Annotated in this window: 17 protein-coding genes; 4 read left to right on the top strand and 13 right to left on the bottom strand. The window is 66.0% G+C overall.

Annotated elements, in window-relative coordinates; all coding sequences use genetic code 11:
* Positions 1-13 precede the first annotated feature (13 nt).
* The 13 genes from phaC (V9K84_RS20060) to gshB all read right to left on the bottom strand — a co-directional run bounded on the left by phaC (V9K84_RS20060) (position 14) and on the right by gshB (position 13,591).
* Entirely contained in the window at positions 14-1,696 is a 1,683-nt protein-coding gene (gene phaC / locus V9K84_RS20060) for a class II poly(R)-hydroxyalkanoic acid synthase (protein WP_078479839.1), read from the bottom strand.
* 118 nt (positions 1,697-1,814) lie between these two features.
* Positions 1,815-2,666 carry a poly(3-hydroxyalkanoate) depolymerase gene (gene phaZ / locus V9K84_RS20055; protein ID WP_043862152.1) on the bottom strand — a complete coding sequence of 284 codons (852 nt, stop codon included), beginning with the start codon at positions 2,664-2,666 and terminating at the stop codon, positions 1,815-1,817.
* A gap of 57 nt (positions 2,667-2,723) precedes the next feature.
* Complete coding sequence (gene phaC, locus V9K84_RS20050; protein WP_043862151.1) at positions 2,724-4,403, bottom strand: class II poly(R)-hydroxyalkanoic acid synthase; 1,680 nt, start codon at positions 4,401-4,403, stop codon at positions 2,724-2,726.
* A gap of 350 nt (positions 4,404-4,753) precedes the next feature.
* On the bottom strand, positions 4,754-5,131 hold the full coding sequence (locus tag V9K84_RS20045) for a DUF971 domain-containing protein (RefSeq protein WP_043862150.1): 378 nt from the start codon (positions 5,129-5,131) through the stop codon (positions 4,754-4,756).
* 94 nt (positions 5,132-5,225) lie between these two features.
* Positions 5,226-6,563 (bottom strand): ATP-dependent protease ATPase subunit HslU, encoded by a 1,338-nt coding sequence (hslU, locus tag V9K84_RS20040; protein ID WP_054915767.1) that lies wholly within the window; start codon positions 6,561-6,563, stop codon positions 5,226-5,228.
* A gap of 77 nt (positions 6,564-6,640) precedes the next feature.
* Positions 6,641-7,171 (bottom strand): ATP-dependent protease subunit HslV, encoded by a 531-nt coding sequence (hslV, locus tag V9K84_RS20035; RefSeq protein WP_088514686.1) that lies wholly within the window; start codon positions 7,169-7,171, stop codon positions 6,641-6,643.
* A gap of 143 nt (positions 7,172-7,314) precedes the next feature.
* Positions 7,315-8,586, bottom strand: a complete 1,272-nt coding sequence (locus V9K84_RS20030) for a dihydroorotase (protein ID WP_043862148.1) — start codon at positions 8,584-8,586, stop codon at positions 7,315-7,317.
* The gene (locus V9K84_RS20025) at positions 8,583-9,587 is read right to left on the bottom strand and encodes an aspartate carbamoyltransferase catalytic subunit (RefSeq protein ID WP_043862147.1); all 1,005 of its coding nucleotides are present in this window, start codon (positions 9,585-9,587) and stop codon (positions 8,583-8,585) included. Before V9K84_RS20025 ends, V9K84_RS20030 begins: the two co-directional genes overlap by 4 nt.
* 12 nt (positions 9,588-9,599) lie before the next feature.
* Positions 9,600-10,118, bottom strand: a complete 519-nt coding sequence (gene pyrR / locus V9K84_RS20020) for a bifunctional pyr operon transcriptional regulator/uracil phosphoribosyltransferase PyrR (protein WP_054915766.1) — start codon at positions 10,116-10,118, stop codon at positions 9,600-9,602.
* Between the two features lie 59 nt (positions 10,119-10,177).
* A complete protein-coding gene (gene ruvX, locus V9K84_RS20015; protein ID WP_043862145.1) occupies positions 10,178-10,612 on the bottom strand; it encodes a Holliday junction resolvase RuvX in 435 nt (144 codons plus the stop codon).
* Positions 10,612-11,181: a YqgE/AlgH family protein gene (locus V9K84_RS20010; protein WP_043862144.1), complete on the bottom strand. Its 570-nt coding sequence runs from the start codon at positions 11,179-11,181 to the stop codon at positions 10,612-10,614. The genes ruvX and V9K84_RS20010 overlap by 1 nt, the downstream gene beginning before the upstream one ends.
* 451 nt (positions 11,182-11,632) lie before the next feature.
* The gene (locus V9K84_RS20005) at positions 11,633-12,538 is read right to left on the bottom strand and encodes an energy transducer TonB (RefSeq protein ID WP_043862143.1); all 906 of its coding nucleotides are present in this window, start codon (positions 12,536-12,538) and stop codon (positions 11,633-11,635) included.
* Positions 12,539-12,637: 99 nt separating this feature from the next.
* Entirely contained in the window at positions 12,638-13,591 is a 954-nt protein-coding gene (gshB, locus tag V9K84_RS20000; protein ID WP_088514688.1) for a glutathione synthase, read from the bottom strand.
* Between the two features lie 210 nt (positions 13,592-13,801).
* Here gshB and pilG point away from each other — a divergent pair, with 210 nt between their 5' ends.
* The 4 genes from pilG to V9K84_RS19980 are packed head-to-tail and all read left to right on the top strand — an operon-like array spanning position 13,802 to position 17,241.
* Entirely contained in the window at positions 13,802-14,212 is a 411-nt protein-coding gene (gene pilG / locus V9K84_RS19995) for a twitching motility response regulator PilG (RefSeq protein WP_043862141.1), read from the top strand.
* A 48-nt stretch (positions 14,213-14,260) separates the two neighbouring features.
* Positions 14,261-14,626, top strand: a complete 366-nt coding sequence (gene pilH, locus V9K84_RS19990) for a twitching motility response regulator PilH (RefSeq protein ID WP_043862140.1) — start codon at positions 14,261-14,263, stop codon at positions 14,624-14,626.
* A complete protein-coding gene (locus V9K84_RS19985) occupies positions 14,623-15,177 on the top strand; it encodes a chemotaxis protein CheW (RefSeq protein ID WP_078479846.1) in 555 nt (184 codons plus the stop codon). Before pilH ends, V9K84_RS19985 begins: the two co-directional genes overlap by 4 nt.
* A 15-nt stretch (positions 15,178-15,192) precedes the next feature.
* Positions 15,193-17,241, top strand: a complete 2,049-nt coding sequence (locus V9K84_RS19980; protein ID WP_043862138.1) for a methyl-accepting chemotaxis protein — start codon at positions 15,193-15,195, stop codon at positions 17,239-17,241.
* Positions 17,242-17,268 lie beyond the last annotated feature (27 nt).

The raw sequence follows: 17,268 nt of genomic DNA, 5'->3' as shown, positions 1-17,268 counted from the left end.
CCGTTCTTCTTGCTCAGCGCACCAGCACGTAGGTGCCGGGTGCGGGGTCCATGGGAGGGTAATTGGCGCTGCCCAGCGACAGGCGGGTTTCGCGCTGCGCACCGGAGCGCGCCTGTATCCAGTCGAGCCACTGCGGCCACCAGCTGCCCTCGACCTTCTGCGCATCGTGGTACCAGGCCCGCGGGTCGCTGCTCAGCCTGGGGTTCTCGACAAAATGCGCCTTGGGGTGGCCCGGCGGGTTGAGGATGCTCTGCACATGCCCGCTGTTGGCCAGCACGAAGCGCCGTTCGCCGCCCAGCAGCAGGGCCGAGCGGTACACCGCGTCCCACGGGGTGATGTGGTCGTTGCTGCCGGCCACGTGGAAGCTGTCCACCGTGACCTTGTGCAGGTCGATCGGCGTGCCGCACACCTCGAGGCCGTCGGCGTGCGTCAGCGGGTTGAATTTGAAGAAGTCCAGCAGATCGCCGTGCAGCGCGGCCGGCAGGCGGCTGTTGTCGTTGTTCCAGTACAGGATGTCGAATGCCGGGGGCGCCTTGCCCAGCAGGTAGTTGTTGACGAAGTAGTTCCAGATCAGGTCGTTGGGGCGCATCCAGGCGAACACCCGTGCCATCTCGCGGCCCTCCAGCACGCCCTGCTGGTAGGAGCGGCGCTTGGCCGCCTCCAGGGTCTGCTCGTCGGCGAACAGGCTGGCGGGGCTGTCGAACTGGCTGTCGAGCAGGCTGACCAGGTAAGTGGCGCTGTGCACCCGGCGCATCTGGCGCTTGGCCTGCAGGTGGCCCTGCAGGGCCGCGATGGTCAACCCGCCGGCACAGGCGCCAAGCAGGTTGACGTCGCGGCTGCCGGTGATCGAGCGGCACACGTTCATGGCTTCCTCGACCGCCGCCACGTAGCTCGACAGGCCCCATTCGCGATGCCGGGCGTCGGGGTTGCGCCAGCTGATCATGAAGGTTTGCAGGCCGTTCTTGAGGGCGTACTGCACAAAGCTGTTGGTCGGGCTGAGGTCGAAGATGTAGAACTTGTTGATCTGCGGCGGCACCACCAGCAGGGGCCGGGCGTACTGTTTTTCGCTCATCGGGCGGTACTGGATCAGCTCCAGCAGCTCGTTGCGAAACACCACCGCGCCGGCGGTGCTGGCCAGGTTCCTGCCCACCTCGAAGGCGTCCGGGTTGACCTGGCGTGGCAGGCCGTCGTTGTGGCGCAGGTCGTCGAGCAGGTGGTTCAAGCCGCGCACCAGGCTCAGCCCGCCGGAGTTCAGCAGCTCCTTGACCGCCGCCGGGTTGAGCAGGGTGTTGCTGGGCGACATTGCATCGTTGAGCAGCGAGAACACGAAGTGCGCGCGGGCGCGGTCATCGTCGTCCAGCTGGCTCTCGTCGATCCACTGGCAGGTCTGCTGCTGCCAGGCCAGGTAGGCCTGCAGGCCGCGTCGGTACAGCGGGTTGAGCTGCCAGGCCGGGTCGTTGAAGCGGGTGTCGCGTGGCGAGGGCTGGTAGGGGGTATCGCCCAGCATCACGCGCCCCAGCTGGCCACCCAGCGCCAGCAGGTGGCGCGCCGTGTGCAGCGGGTGACGCAGGCCGTGGCGCCCCAGCTGGTGCACCGTCGACAGCAGGTCGCGACCGCGCAGGCCACTGATGGCGCTGCGCACGTTGAGATAGGCAGCGGGGGTCGGTACCCCGGGCTTCGCGGGCTTGTCTTTCATCCAGGCAACACTCCGTCGTCAGGCCATCAACCAATGTTTCAATGCAAGAGCGACACCAACCCGAACTGGCGCTGACATGCCCCGGCGCTCCTGCCGGGGGTGCAAGCGATAGAGGTGCTCAAGCGCTCGGGGCGGGCCGTGGATGCATGACGGCGCGTTGGCGCTCCTGCTGCAGGAATTTCATGATGATCGGGGCAACGGCTTCGGCCCGGGTGATCAGGAACAAGTGACCGTCGTCGATTATGTGTAGCTGGGCATTGGGAATTCGCCAGGCCAGCAGGCGCATATTGATCAGCGGGATCAGCGGGTCGTCGTCGCCGGCCAGCACCAGGGTCGGCTGCTGGATCTTGTGCAGCCAGTGAATGCTGGTCCAGCCCATGCCGGCGAACAGCTGCCAGTAATAGCCCAGCTTGCCCGAGGAACGCACCTTGGCCGCATGCGACGCGGCCAGGTTCGGGTCGCGGCGAAAGGCCCCGCCGTAGATTTCCGGGGCGATGCGGATCACGTGGGACGGCTGTATGTAGCGCCTGGGGCTGGCCATCAGCCACAGCACCCGCGGCTTGCCCGGCACCATCACCGCACCGGCGGCGGTGGCCGCCAGCACCAGCTTCTTGCAGCGCTCGGGGTAATCGTGGGCGAACTGCTGGGCCAGCGCTCCGCCCCACGACACGCCGATGGCATTGACCTGCCCGTAGTCGAGGTAGTCGAGCATGCGCGCCGTCAGCTTGGCCAGCCCGGGGAAGCGGTAGGGCCGGCGCGGTGTCGACGAACCGCCCACGCCGGGCACGTCGAAGGCGATCACTTCAAGGTCCGGGTCCAGCGCATCGATGAACGGGAACACCAGCTCCAGGTTGGCGCCGATACCGTTGAAGATCAGCAGCGGCGTGAGGTGCGGCTTGCCGGGGCGAACGGCCGTGCGGATGGACTGGCCATCGAGCTCGACGGTTCTGAAGAGGTACGGTTGCGGCATGCGCGAGCCCTGTCGTGAGTAGCAGCGCCGCCTTGCCTGCGGCGGCGCCGGGTGTTTTCAGCGTTCGTGGACGTAGGTGCCGGGCGACGCTTCGGCGCTCGGGTAGGCCTTGTTGCCCAGCTTGGCGGGTGCCGGCTTGAGTGCGCCGGAGCGCTCGGCCAGCCATGCCTGCCAGTACAGCCACCAGGAATCGGTGTGCTTGGTGGAGTTCTCCTGCCAGTCGTCGGCCTGGGCCGGCATCTCGCTGCTGGTCATGTAGCGCGACTTGGGGTTGCCCGGCGGGTTGAGGATGCTCTGGATATGCCCGCTGTTGGACAGCAGGAACTCGACCTTGCCGCCGAACAGCTGCGCCGACTTGTAGCAGGACTTCCATGGGGTGATGTGATCGTTGGTGCCGGCCACGCTGAAGATGTCGGTGGTGACCTGGCTCAGGTCGATCGGCGTGCCGCACACTTCCAGTGCACCGGGACGCACCAGCGGGTTGTTCTTGAACATTTCGATCAGGTCGCCGTGGAAGGCGGCGGGCAGGCGCGTGGTGTCGTTGTTCCAGAACAGGATGTCGAACACCGGCGGCTCGTTGCCGAGCAGGTAGTTGTTGACCCAGTAGTTCCATATCAGGTCGTTGGGGCGCATCCAGGCGAACACCTTGGCCATGTCGCGGCCTTCGAGCACACCGGCCTGGTAGGAATGGCGCTTGGCCGACTCCAGGGTCTGCTCGTCGACGAACAGCGCCACCTGGGTGTCGAGGGTGGTGTCGAGCACGCTCACCAGCAGGGTCAGGGCATTGACCTTCTTCTCGCCCAGTGCCGCGTAGTGGCCCACCAGCGCGGTGCAGGTGATGCCGCCGGAGCAGGCACCGAGCATGTTCAGGTCCTTGCTGCCGGTGATAGCCAGCACCACGTCGACGGCCTCCTTGAGCGCATCGATGTAGGTCGACAGGCCCCACTCGCGCTGGGACTTGTTGGGGTTGCGCCAGCTCACGATGAAGGTCTGCACCGTGGAGCGCAGGCAGAAGCGCGCCAGGCTCTTTTCCGGGCTGAGGTCGAAGACGTAGAACTTGTTGATCTGCGGCGGTACCACCAGCAGCGGCTTTTCGTGCACCTGCTCGGTGATCGGGCGGTACTGGATCAGCTCCAGCACGTCGTTGCGAAATACCACGGCGCCCTCGGTGGTGGCCAGGTTCTTGCCCACCTCGAAGGCGTCCATGTTGACCTGGCTGGGCATGCCGCCGTTGTGCACCATGTCCTTGGCCAGGTGCGACAGGCCGTCGAGCAGGCTCTTGCCACCGGTTTCGAAGAACCGCTTGACCGCTGCCGGGTTGGCCGCGCTGTTGGTGGGGGCCATGGCCTCGGTCATCAGGTTGATGACGAAGTGCGCGCGGCTGATGTCCTGCTCCGACAGGTTGCTGTTGCCGATCCAGTCGTGCAGTTCCTTGCGCCAGGCCAGGTAGGTCTGCAGGTAGCGGCGGTACAGCGGGTTCTGGCTCCAGGCCGGGTCGCTGAAGCGGCGGTCGTCGCCCTCCGGCTGTAGGCCGGACTTGCCGAAGATCACGTCCTTGAGCTGCAGGCCGAAATGCGCGACGTGCTTGGCACTGTGCAGCGGTTGCTTGATGGCCTGACGCAGCACCATCCGGGCCGAAGACAGCAAATCCTTTCGGCGCAGGCCAATGATGGGGCTCAGGCCCAGGGTGTTTTCAGAGGCTTGGCGCTGCAGGTCATCGTTGTTCTTGTTACTCATCTACGACGCTCCGTTGTCCTGAGACGAGTACCGGCTGGGCTGTGGGCGTTGCACAGACGAATGCCCGGTACTACTGCTCGGGTGACCAGTGATAACGAACTGCGGTCCTGCGACCGGATGCGCGACGGTGATGAGCCCTGCGGGTTTATGCGTGTGAAGACAACCTGCTTTCGCTCGCGACCTCGGCATACCGGCCAGACCCTGCATCAACCCGCCCATGCAGGGTACTTGCCATATCCATTGGTTACCCGACTTTCATGGAATGCGCAAGCCGGCCAATCGCTGGCCGGCGCACGGGCATTCAAGCAAATAGAATTAGAAAATGCGCTCTAAAACGCCGGAGTGCCGGGCTAGAGCATCAGCTTGACGATCGACTCGGAAGGGTCGCGGGATTTGCCGGCCTTGGCCAGTTCGTCGAGGTACTCGGCCCACAGCTGGTCCTGGCGCAGGCACAGCTGTTCGAGGTATTCCCAGGTGAACAGGCCGCTGTCGTGGCCGTCGTCGAAGGTGAGCTTGAGCGCGTACTGCCCGGCGGGCTCGAGCTGGCTCAGGCCGACGCCGAGCTTGCCAAATTGTAAGATCGGATTGCCGTGGCCCTGGACCTCGGCGGAAGGGGAGTGCACGCGCAGAAATTCGGCGGGCAGGTGATACACCTCGTCGGGCCCGTAGGTCAGGCTCAGGGTCTTGGAGGCTTTGTGCAGATTGATGGCGGTAGGCAGACGGGGCATGGCTATAAGGCTCTTGGGCTTCAAGCTGCAAGCTACAAGCTGCAGGAGAAGGCGTCCAGCACCTCCGGCCTGCAGCTCGCCGCTTGCCGCTGAGCTACAGAATGTAGCGCGACAGATCTTCGTTCTGTGCCAATTCGCCCAGGTGGCTGTTGACGTACTCGGCGTCGATGCGGATCGGCGCTTCGCTGTGGGCGCTGGCCAGGTCGCCGGCGCTGAACGACACCTCTTCGAGCAGGCGCTCGAGCAGGGTGTGCAGGCGACGGGCACCGATGTTCTCGGTCTTCTCGTTGACCTGCCAGGCAATCTCGGCCAGGCGCTTGATGCCGTCGGCAGCGAACTCGATGTTCAGCCCCTCGGTCTTGAGCAGCTCGCGGTACTGCTCGGTGAGCGAGGCATGCGGTTCGCTGAGGATGCGCTCGAAGTCTTCCGGGCTCAGGGCCTTGAGTTCGACACGGATCGGCAGACGACCCTGCAGCTCGGGCACCAGGTCGCTCGGCTTGCTCAGGTGGAACGCACCGGAGGCGATGAACAGGATGTGGTCGGTCTTGACCATGCCCAGCTTGGTATTGACCGTGCAACCTTCGATCAGCGGCAGCAGGTCGCGCTGCACGCCCTCACGGGACACATCGGCGCCACCGACGTTGCCGCGCTTGGCTACCTTGTCGATCTCGTCGATGAACACGATACCGTGCTGCTCGACCGCCTCGAGGGCCTTGGCCTTGAGTTCTTCCTCGTTGACCAGGCGCCCGGCTTCCTCGTCGCGCACCAGCTTGAGCGCTTCCTTGACCTTGAGCTTGCGGCTCTTCTTCTTGCCCTTGCCCATGTTGGCGAACAGGTTCTGCAGCTGGTTGGTCATCTCTTCCATGCCCGGCGGCGCGGAAATGTCGACGCCGACCGCTTCGGCCACCTCGATCTCGATTTCCTTGTCGTCCAGCTGGCCTTCACGCAGGCGCTTGCGGAACAGCTGGCGGGTGTTGGAATCGCTGCTGTTGACCGGGTCTTCGTTGAAGCCGGTGCGGGCCGGTGGCAGCAGCGCATCGAGGATGCGCTCTTCGGCGGCGTCTTCGGCACGGTGGCGCACGCGCACGATCTCCTGCTCGCGCAGCAGCTTGATCGCGGCGTCGGCCAGGTCGCGGATGATCGACTCGACGTCACGGCCCACATAGCCCACTTCGGTGAACTTGGTGGCTTCGACCTTGATGAACGGCGCGTTGGCCAGCTTGGCCAGGCGACGGGCGATTTCGGTCTTGCCCACGCCGGTGGGGCCGATCATCAGGATGTTCTTGGGGGTGACTTCCACGCGCAGCTCTTCGGGCAGCTGCATGCGGCGCCAGCGGTTGCGCAGGGCGATGGCGACGGCGCGCTTGGCATCGTCCTGGCCGATGATGTGGCGGTTGAGTTCGTGGACGATTTCGCGGGGGGTCATGGACATAATGGTCGATGGTCCTGTGGGCAAGTGTTCAGCGTGGAAAAGCCCGACCGTCGGGGTCGGGCGCCAGAACAGCTGAATTACTCGGCCAGGTCCTGCTCCTCGATGGTCAGGTTGTGGTTGGTGAACACGCAGATGTCGCCGGCGATGTTCAGTGCGGTCTCGGCGATTTCGCGAGCCGACAGGTCGGTTTTCTGCAGCAGGGCGCGGGCGGCGGCCTGGGCGTAGGCGCCGCCGGAGCCCATGGCGATCAGGCCGTCTTCGGGTTCGACGACGTCACCGTTGCCGGTGATGATCAAGGAGGCGTTCTTGTTGGCCACGGCCAGCATGGCTTCCAGACGGCTCAGCGAGCGGTCGGTACGCCATTCCTTGGCCAGCTCGACGGCGGCGCGAATGAGGTGGCCCTGGTGTTTTTCGAGCTGGCCTTCGAAGCGCTCGAACAGGGTGAAGGCGTCGGCGGTGGCACCGGCGAAGCCGGCGATGACCTGGCCGTGGTACAGGCGACGAACCTTCTTGGCGTTGCCTTTCATCACGGTATTGCCGAGGGAAACCTGGCCGTCGCCGCCCATGACGACTTTGCCGTGGCGACGAACTGAAACGATGGTGGTCAAGGGAGAGTCTCCACGCAGCGAGGCGAAAATGCCTGATGCAGACTCATATGGGGGTGGGGGGAAAGATTTCAACCTTTGCGGCCCCTTCGCCGGCAAGCCGGCTCCTACCGGTAGGAGCCGGCCTTGCCGGCGAAGGGTTTGACTCAGGCTTCGTGGCTGATGTGCCCGTCAACCAGGGTGTAACGCACCGCACCCGGCAGGCAGTGCCCGATGAACGGGCAGTTTTCGCCCTTGGAGCGCCATTGTTCGCCAGCCACGGTCGAGGCCTGCGGGTCGAACAGCACCAGGTCTGCCGCCGCACCCACCTGCAACTGCCCGGCCGGCAGGCGCAGGGCCGCCGCAGGGCCTGCAGACAAACGCTGCAACAAGGTTGCCAGGTCGAGCAGGCCGTCCTCGACCAGTGTCATCGCCAGCGGCAGCAGCAACTCGACGCTGCTGATGCCTGGTTCGGTGGCACCGAACGGCGCCAGCTTGGCGTCGCGCTCATGCGGCTGGTGATGGCTGGAAATCGCCTGGATCACGCCCCGCTTGACCGCATCACGCAGGCCGTCGCGGTCGGCGCGGGTGCGCAGCGGCGGTTGCACGTGGTACAGGCTGGAGAAGTCGCGCAGCGCCTCGTCGGTGAGGATCAACTGGTACAGCGCCACATCCGCCGTCACCGGCAGGCCGCGGGCCTGGGCCTGTTCGATCAGCTTGGCACCCCGGGCGCTGGTCAGCTGGCTGAAGTGCGCACGCACGCCGGTCTGTTCCACCAGCAGCAGGTCGCGGGCCAGGGCCACGGTCTCGGCGGTTTCCGGAATGCCCGGCAGGCCGAGGAAGCTGGCCATCGCGCCCTCGTGGGCGAGGCCGCCCTGGGCCAGGTCGCGGTCCTGGGAATGGAAGATCACCGTTAGGTCGAAGGTGGCCGCGTAGTCCAGCGCGCGGGCCAGGGTGCGGGTGTTGGTGAAGCTGTTCAGGCCGTTGCCGAAGGCCACGCAGCCGGCATCGCGCAGGGCGATCAGCTCGGCCAGTTGCTCGCCTTCCAGGCCCTTGCTCAAGGCGCCGATCGGGTACACCTTGCTGTGCCCGGCTTCACGGGCGCGGTCCAGGATCAGCTCGGTGACTGCCGAGGTGTCGAGCACCGGCCGGGTCTGCGGCGGGCAGCACAGGCTGGTCACGCCACCGGCGGCGGCGGCGCGGGTTTCGCTGGCGATGCTGCCCTTGCGGCTGTAGCCGGGCTCGCGCAGGGCAACGCTCAGGTCGACCAGGCCGGGCGCGGCCACCAGGCCGGTGGCGTCCAGGGTACGGGCGGGCTTGAAGCCGGCCGGGGCAGCGCCGATGGCGACGATCTTGCCGGCGTCGATGTGCAGGTCGCCGACCTGGTCCAGGCCGCTGGTTGGGTCGATGACACGGGCGCCGAGGATACTCAGGCTCACTGGGCGTTCTCCTGCTCGAATTGACGTTGCGCGGTCTGCCCGCTCATGGCCATGGACAACACCGCCATGCGCACGGCGATGCCGTAGGTGACCTGGTTGAGGATCACCGAGTGGGCGCCGTCGGCCACGGCCGACTCGATTTCCACGCCACGGTTGATCGGGCCGGGGTGCATCACGATGGCATCGGGCTTGGCCCCGGCCAGGCGTGCGGTGGTCAGGCCGAACAGGCGGTAGAACTCGCCCTCGCTGGGCAGCAGGCCGCCGGTCATGCGCTCACGCTGCAGGCGCAGCATGATCACCACGTCGACGTCCTTCAGGCCTTGCTCCAGGTCGGTGTAGACCTTCACGCCGTACTGCTCGATGCCGATCGGCAGCAGGGTCTTGGGGCCGATCACGCGGATGTCCGGGCAACCCAGGGTTTTCAGCGCGAGCATGTTCGAGCGCGCCACCCGCGAGTGCAGGATGTCGCCGACGATGGCCACCGAGAGGTTCTCGAAGCCGCCCTTGTGGCGACGAATGGTCAGCATGTCGAGCATGCCCTGGGTCGGGTGCGCGTGGCGCCCGTCGCCACCGTTGATGATCGCCACCTCCGGGCACACGTGCTCGGCGATGAAGTGCGCGGCGCCCGAGTCGGCGTGGCGCACCACGAACATGTCGGCGGCCATGGCTTCAAGGTTGCGCAGGGTGTCGAACAGGGTCTCGCCCTTGCTGGTGGAGGAGGTCGACACGTTCAGCGTGATCACGTCGGCCGACAGCCGCTGGGCGGCCAGTTCGAAGGTGGTGCGGGTACGCGTGGAGTTCTCGAAGAACACGTTGCACACGGTCTTGCCGCGCAGCAGCGGGACTTTCTTGACCGCACGCGCGCCGACTTCGAGAAACGAGTCGGCCGTGTCGAGAATTTCGGTCAGCAGTTCGCGGGGCAAACCGTCGAGCGAGAGGAAGTGGCGCAGCTGGCCCTGGTCATTGAGCTGCAGCGGGCGCTTGGCGTCGATTGGCGTCATCGCGGGGGACTCTTAAAGGGCGGAAGCGGAAGCGAGGTCCTGGCGCTCGAGTTCGAGCGGCGCGGGGCCGGACAATTTTACCCGTTCATGGGCTTGCAGCGACAGGGTGGCGCCCACCACGTTCGGCCGGATCGGCAGTTCGCCGGCATCCAGGTCCAGCAGACACACCAGGGTCACGCTGGCCGGGCGGCCATAGTCGAACAGTTCGTTGAGGGCGGCGCGGATGGTGCGCCCGCTCATCAGCACGTCGTCCACCAGTACCAGGTGCTGGCCTTCGATCTCGAACGGCAGCTCGGACGGGCGCACCTGCGGGTGCAGGCCGTTCTGGCTGAAGTCGTCGCGGTAGAACGACACGTCGAGGGTGCCCAGCGGCGAATCGCTGCCCAGCTCGGCCAGCAGCGCCTGGGCCACCCATACGCCGCCGGTGCGGATGCCGATGAAGCGTGGTTCGGCGATGGCGCGGCGTTGCAGGTGGGCGCGAAGGTCAACGGCCATCTGCCGGATCAGTTCGGCGGGGTTGGGTAGGCTCATGCTTGCTCCTCAAGAGGCCGGGGCAGAGAGCTGGCCCGGCGTGTAACCGATGGTCGGGTTCAGGCCTGTTCGGCGTGGGCGTCGAGCCAGCCTTGCAGCAGCAGGGCGGCGGCAATCGCGTCCACCGGGTTGTCGCGGTAGCTGCCGCGTTGGCCGCCACGGGCCATGCGTTCGCCCTTGGCCTCGAAGGTGGTCAGGCGCTCGTCGTGGGTGTAGGCCGGCACGTTGAAGCGGCCGTTCAGGCGTCGGGCGAACTTCTCGGCGCGCGCGCTCATTTCGCTGGGCGTGCCGTCCATGTTCAGCGGCAGGCCGACGACTACCGCGTCGGGTTGCCATTCCTTGAACAGTTTTTCCACCTGGGCCCAGTCGGGTGCGCCGTTCTGCGCCTTCAGGGTGCACAGCTCGCGGGCCTGGCCGGTGATCACCTGGCCGACGGCGACGCCGATCTGCTTGGTGCCGTAGTCGAAGCCCAGCAGCAGTTTGAGCGCCGCCATCAGGCGTGCCCCGCCTGGCTGGTGAGCAGGCTGAGGTTGATGCCCAGGCTGGCTGCGGCGGCTTCGAGGCGTTGCTCGCAGGCCATGCCGAAGATGATCTCGGGGTCGAACGGGCAGTTGAGCCAGGCGTTGTCAGCCAGTTCCGCTTCCAGCTGCCCGGCTTCCCAGCCGGCGTAGCCCAGGGTGATCAGGCTCTGCGCCGGGCCCACGCCGTCGGCGATGGCGAACAGCACGTCCTGCGAGGTCGACAGGGCCAGCCCGTCGAGCTGGACGGTGGCCTGGAAGGTCTTGTCGTTGGTGTGCAGCACAAAACCGCGGTCGGTCTGTACCGGGCCGCCGATATGGATAGGCACGTGGATGCAGCGTGCCGGCGGCTCGGTGTCCGGGCGCAGCTGCTCGAGGATATCGGCCAGGTTCAGCTCCTGCGGGCGATTGACCACCAGCCCCATGGCACCGTTGGCATTGTGCTCGACGATGTAGGTCAGGGTGTGGGCAAAGTTCGGGTCGGCCATGTGCGGCATGGCAATCAGGAACTGATGCTTGAGGTAACTCGGGCTGAGGTTTTTCATGGGGGTTAGTGTGGCGGCGAGCGGGCGGGCTGACAAGGTGCTGGTGGCATCAGATGGGGCAACAGGGGGCTGGGGGCGAGCCAACAAGGCTGGTAGCGCTCATCCAACAGACGATGGCGCGTTGAAACCCATGTAGGAGCCGGCCTTGCCGGCGAAGCGCCGCGCGGGCGGCGCTCGGTTTCAAGGGCGCCGCAAATGCATTGGCTGGCACCTGGTGGATTACCCTGATTTTCGGCCGGACCTTTTTGGGTAAATCGTAATCGCCTGGCGTGGAATCGCATCAGGGCCTGTAGGTGCATGCCTTGGGCTCACCAGCGTACTCAAGATCGAGCGCCGCCCGCGCGGCGCTTCGCCGGCAAGGCCGGCTCCTACATTGACTGCAACGCGCCATGGCCTGTTGGATCAGCGTTGTTAGCTCGGCTTCAGACCTTGGTGGCCATGTGCAAGCGCCTCAGTTGCTCGACAACCGATCCCCGCGCGCAAAGCGCCAGGTACGCACGATCTCCAGCCGATCGATATCCGACAGGTCTCCGGTAAACGGCGCAAACGGCGCCGCCAGCCTCACGATGCGCTGCGCCGCCTGGTCCAGCAGCGGCTGCCCGGAAGATTCGAGCACCAGCACCTCGTACAGCGAACCGTCATGGTTGATCGACACCAACAGGCGCAAACTGCCGTAGATCTGCTGGCGGCGGGCCTCGTCCGGGTAGTTGAGGTTGCCGATGCGCTCGACCTTCTTGCGCCATTCATCCTTGTACCAGGCGCCCTTGTCGCGCATGGTCGAAGCCGCGCTCAGGCGGTGGATGCGCGGGCGCTTGGCGTACAGCTGCTGTTCGTTGGCCAGCTCCGCCTCGAGGCTGGCGATCTGGCTGGACAGGTCGGCGCTGTCGAACGTCGGCGTGGCCGCCTTGGGTTGCACCTTGGGCTGCTGCTCCTTGGGTCGGGTCTCGACCTTCTGCGGCTTGGGCCTTGTGGTGGCCACCACTGCCTTGGGCGGGGCCGGCTGGGGCGCCACTTCGGGCTTCGCGGCCGGGGGCGGCGTCACCTTGTTGATCTTGCTGTCCTGGAACGGGGCAATCTCGGTGGTTTTGGGCACCGCCTTCTTGTCCAGCGTGCCGCTGCCCTGCTGGTTGTCCTGCGCCAGGTAATCGGCCTTCTTCGGCGGTGCCTCGCTCTTGAAGGTGGCCAGGGTGATTTCCATGGTGCGACGGATTTCTTCAGGCTTGGCGAAGGTAAACCCCAGGCCCAGGATCAGCGCCAGGTGCAGCAGCGCCGCCAGGAACAGGGTAAAGCCCAGCCGGTCCGCCGCGCGGACACGGGGCGGGGCAAAATCGGCAGGAAGGTCGGCAGGAAGCGTCATCGATTATCCAGCAGCCGGGGCAGGGCCGGCGCAGTGGGGTGCCAGTCGAGAATGGACCGGCATGATACCCCACAACGCGGGCCCGCCACTTGTCGGCGGTCAGCGTGCCTTGAGCTTGCGATCAATGGCGTCCATCAGCTGCGCGCCGATCTGCGTGCCGTAGGCGTTGTCGATTTCGCGGATGCAGGTGGGGCTGGTCACGTTGATTTCGGTCAGGTGCTCGCCGATCACGTCCAGGCCGACGAACAGCAGGCCCTTCTCGCGCAGGGTCGGGCCCACCTGGGCGGCGATCCAGCGGTCGCGCTCGGTCAGCTCGCGGGCCTCGCCACGACCGCCGGCGGCCAGGTTGCCGCGGGTTTCGCCGCTGGCCGGGATGCGCGCCAGGCAGTACGGCACCGGCTCGCCGTCGATCATCAGGATGCGCTTGTCGCCGTCCTTGATCGCCGGCAGGTAGGCCTGGGCCATGATCTGCTGGGTGCCCAGGGCGGTCAGGGTCTCGAGGATCACCGACAGATTGGGGTCGCCCACGCGGTGGCGGAAGATCGAGGTGCCGCCCATGCCGTTCAGCGGCTTGAGGATCACGTCGCCGTGCTTGGCGGCGAATTCGCGGATGATGTCCGGGCGCCGGCTCACCAGGGTTGGCGGCGTGCACTGCGGGAACAGCGTGGCGAACAGCTTCTCGTTGCAGTCGCGCAGGCTCTGCGGACGGTTGACCACCAGCACCCCGGCGGCCTCGGCCTGCTCCAGCAGGTAGGTGCTGTAGACGAACTCCATGTCGAAGGGCGGGTCCTTGCGCATCAGGATCACGTCCAGCTCGCTCAGCGCGGCGTCGGTCTCGGCCTCCAGCTCGAACCAGTGCTCGGGGTCGGCGAACACCTTGAGCGGGCGCATGCGGGCACGGGCCACGCCTTCGCTCTGGTACAGGTCGTGCTGCTCCATGTAGAACAGCGACCAGCCACGGGCCTGGGCGGCCAGCAACATGGCCAGCGAGCTGTCCTTCTTGTAGGAGATCTGCGCGATGGGGTCCATGACAATCCCGAGGCGAACGCTCATGGGGTATTTCCTCTCGGCGGCGTGCTGCCGCAGTGGCTCGAATTGAAGTGCGTCAGGGTGGCGCCCGGCGGGCTGGCGGTCAAGGGGAAACGTCAGCCGGCAGGCATCGGCGCTGGGCGCGGCGAGGCTCGATGGAATGCACCCCCAGAGTGTGCTAAAAAGGCCTGGCACGTGGCCTGCAAGGCCCTTCCAGGCGATGGTAGAGCAATTATGGTACAGCCCGACACGGCGTTGAAGGTGATGGTGATCGATGACTCCAAGACGATTCGCAGCACTGCCGAAAAGCTGCTGGGCGAAGCCGGTTGCGAAGTCGTCACCGCAGTCGACGGTTTCGACGCCCTGGGCAAGATCGTCGACCACACCCCGGGGATCATCTTCGTCGATGTGCTGATGCCGCGCCTCGATGGCTACCAGACCTGCCTGCTGATCAAGCAGAACAGCGCGTTCAAGGACATCCCGGTGATCATGCTGTCGTCGCGCGACGGCCTGTTCGACAAGGCGCTCAGCCGCCAGGTGGGCTCTGATCAATTTCTGACCAAACCTTTCAGCAAGGAAGAACTGCTGGATGCGATCCGCGCCCATGTGCCGGGTTTCGCCGCAGAAGAACAACCCGCACCCTGACGCCGCCGCCCTCCTGGCCGCGGCGTCATGCCTTTATTGGGGAACAGCATGGCCCGAGTTCTGATCGTCGACGATTCGCCGACCGAAATGTACAAACTGACCGGAATGCTCGAAAAGCACGGGCACCAGGTGCTCAAGGCCGAGAACGGCGCCGATGGCGTGGCCCTGGCCCGCCAGGAAAAGCCCGATGCGGTGCTGATGGACATCGTGATGCCCGGCATGAACGGCTTCCAGGCGACCCGTCAGTTGAGCAAGGACGACGTCACCAAGGGCATCCCGGTGATCATCGTCACCACCAAGGACCAGGAAACCGACAAGGTCTGGGGCCAGCGCCAGGGCGCCAGCGACTACCTGACCAAGCCGGTGGACGAAGACACCCTGATCCAGGTCCTGAACAAAGTTCTCAAGGCTTGACCACGCGGCGCATGGGCGAATCGCTGACCGCTTTCGAGCTGTTGCTCGAAATCGACCGGCGCTGTCGCCTGCTGGCGGCCGACCTGCCATTGCAGGAAACCCGCCTGCAGACCTGGAGCGGCATCGGCTTTCGCATGGCCGAGCACTGGTTCGTGGCGCCCATGGGCGAGGTCGCCGAAGTGCTGCAGGAACCCCGGCTCAGCCGCATTCCCGGGGTCAAGCCGTGGGTGGCGGGGGTGGCCAACCTGCGCGGGCGGCTGTTGCCGGTGATGGACCTGTGCGGTTTTCTCGGCCTGGGCCTGTCGGTGGTGCGCAAGCAGCGGCGGGTGCTGGTGCTGGACCACGAGGAACTGTTCGCCGGGCTGCTGGTGGACGAAGTGGTGGGCCTGCAGCACTTTGCCCTGCACGGCCTGGAGCTGTCGCCGCCGGCGCCGCTGCTGCCGGCTGCGGCCCCCTTCGTGCAGGGGCACTTTCAGCGCGAGCACTGCTGGGGCATTTTCAGCCCCTTCGCCCTGGCCCAGGCGCCAGGCTTTCTCGATGTGGCGTTGTAAAGGGATGCCAGACCTGTGACCAAGTTCAAGACCCGCCCCTCGGTACAAGGCTCGCGCAGCAGCGCGCAGATCGCCGCACTGTTCATCGTGCTGATCCTGTCGATCATTCTGCTGTTCGCCAACTTCGCCTACCTCAATACCCAGGCCAACTACGACAAGCAGTACATCGGCCATGCCGGCGAGCTGCGCGTGCTGTCCCAGCGCATCGCCAAGAACGCCACCGAGGCTGCCGCCGGCAAGGCCGTGGCGTTCAAGCTGCTCAACGATGCGCGCAACGATTTCGAACAGCGCTGGGGTTACCTGAAAAAAGGCGACCCGGCCACCGGCCTGCCGTCGGCCCCGGTGGCGGTACGCGGCGAGATGGATGCGGTGCAACGCGACTGGGAGAGCCTGCGCAAGAGCACCGACGCGATCCTGGCCAGCGAGCAGACCGTGCTGTCGCTGCACCAGGTGGCCGCGACCCTGGCCGAGACCGTGCCGCAGTTGCAGGTCGAGTACGAAAAGGTGGTGGAGATCCTGCTGCAAAGTGGCGCCCCCGCCAGCCAGGTGGCGGTGGCCCAGCGCCAGTCGCTGCTTGCCGAGCGCATCCTGGGCTCGGTCAACACCGTGCTGGCCGGCGACGACACCGCGGTGCAGGCCGCCGATGCCTTCGGCCGCGATGCCAGCCGCTTCGGCCAAGTGCTCGACGGCATGCTCGGCGGCGCGCCGTCGATCCAGGTCACCCGCGTCCAGGACCCGGATGCCCGTGCGCGCCTGGCCGAGATCGCCGAACTGTTCCAGTTTGTCGCAGGCTCCGTCGACGAGATTCTTGAAACCTCGCCCGAGCTGTTTCGCGTGCGCGAGGCGGCCGGCAGCATCTTCAGCCTGTCGCAGACATTGCTCGACGAAGCCTCGCACCTGGCCAACGGCTTCGAGAACCTGGCCTCCGGGCGCACCCTGGATACCGTCGGCGGCTACGTGCTGGGCCTGCTGGCGCTGGCCTCGATCATCCTGATCGGGCTGGTGATGGTGCGCGAAACCAATCGCCAGCTCAGCGAAACCGCCGAAACCAACGAACGCAACCAGCAGGCGATCATGCGCCTGCTCAACGAGATCCAGGAACTGGCCGACGGCAACCTGACTGTCACCGCCTCGGTCACCGAGGACTTCACCGGGGCCATCGCCGACTCCATCAACTATTCCATCGACCAGTTGCGCGACCTGGTGGCGACCATCAACCTCAGCGCCGAGGAAGTCGCCAGCGCGGTGCAGGAGACCCAGACCACCGCACACCTGCTGGCCAAGGCCTCCGAGCACCAGGCCCAGCAGATCACCGATGCGTCGATTGCGGTGGGCGACATGGCCGAGTCGATCGACAGGGTGTCGGGGCACGCCTACGAATCGGCCAAGGTGGCCGAGCGCTCGGTGGCCATTGCCAACAAGGGCAACGAGGTGGTGCACAACACCATCAACGGCATGGACAACATCCGCGAGCAGATCCAGGACACTGCCAAGCGCATCAAGCGCCTGGGCGAGTCGTCCCAGGAAATCGGCGACATCGTCAGCCTGATCGACGACATTGCCGACCAGACCAACATCCTCGCCCTCAACGCGGCGATCCAGGCGTCGATGGCCGGCGAGGCCGGGCGCGGCTTTGCGGTGGTGGCCGATGAGGTGCAGCGGCTGGCCGAGCGCTCATCCTCGGCCACGCGCCAGATCGAGGCGCTGGTGCGCGCGATCCAGGCCGACACCAACGAGGCGGTCATCTCCATGGAGCAGACCACCGCCGAAGTGGTGCGCGGGGCGCGTCTGGCGCAGGATGCCGGGGTGGCGCTGGCCGAAATCGAGGGTGTATCGCAGACCCTGGCCGAACTGATCCACAGCATTTCCGATGCCGCGCAGTTGCAGACCTCTTCGGCCGGGCAGATCTCCCACACCATGGCGGTGATCCAGCAGATCACCTCGCAGACCTCGTCCGGCTCGACCGCCACCGCCGAGAGCATCGGCAACCTGGCGCGCATGGCCAGCGAGATGCGCCGTTCGGTGTCGGGCTTCACCTTGCCGCCAACCACGGAGCCGCGCTGACCGGCGCGTGGGACTTTATGGCTACTA

The organism is Pseudomonas sp. AE27 (genome assembly GCF_037113495.1).
Taxonomy (GTDB): Bacteria; Pseudomonadota; Gammaproteobacteria; order Pseudomonadales; family Pseudomonadaceae; genus Aquipseudomonas; species Aquipseudomonas palmensis.
The sequence above is the reverse complement of the archived record's forward strand: the minus strand, read 5'-3'. Positions and strand labels throughout refer to the sequence as shown.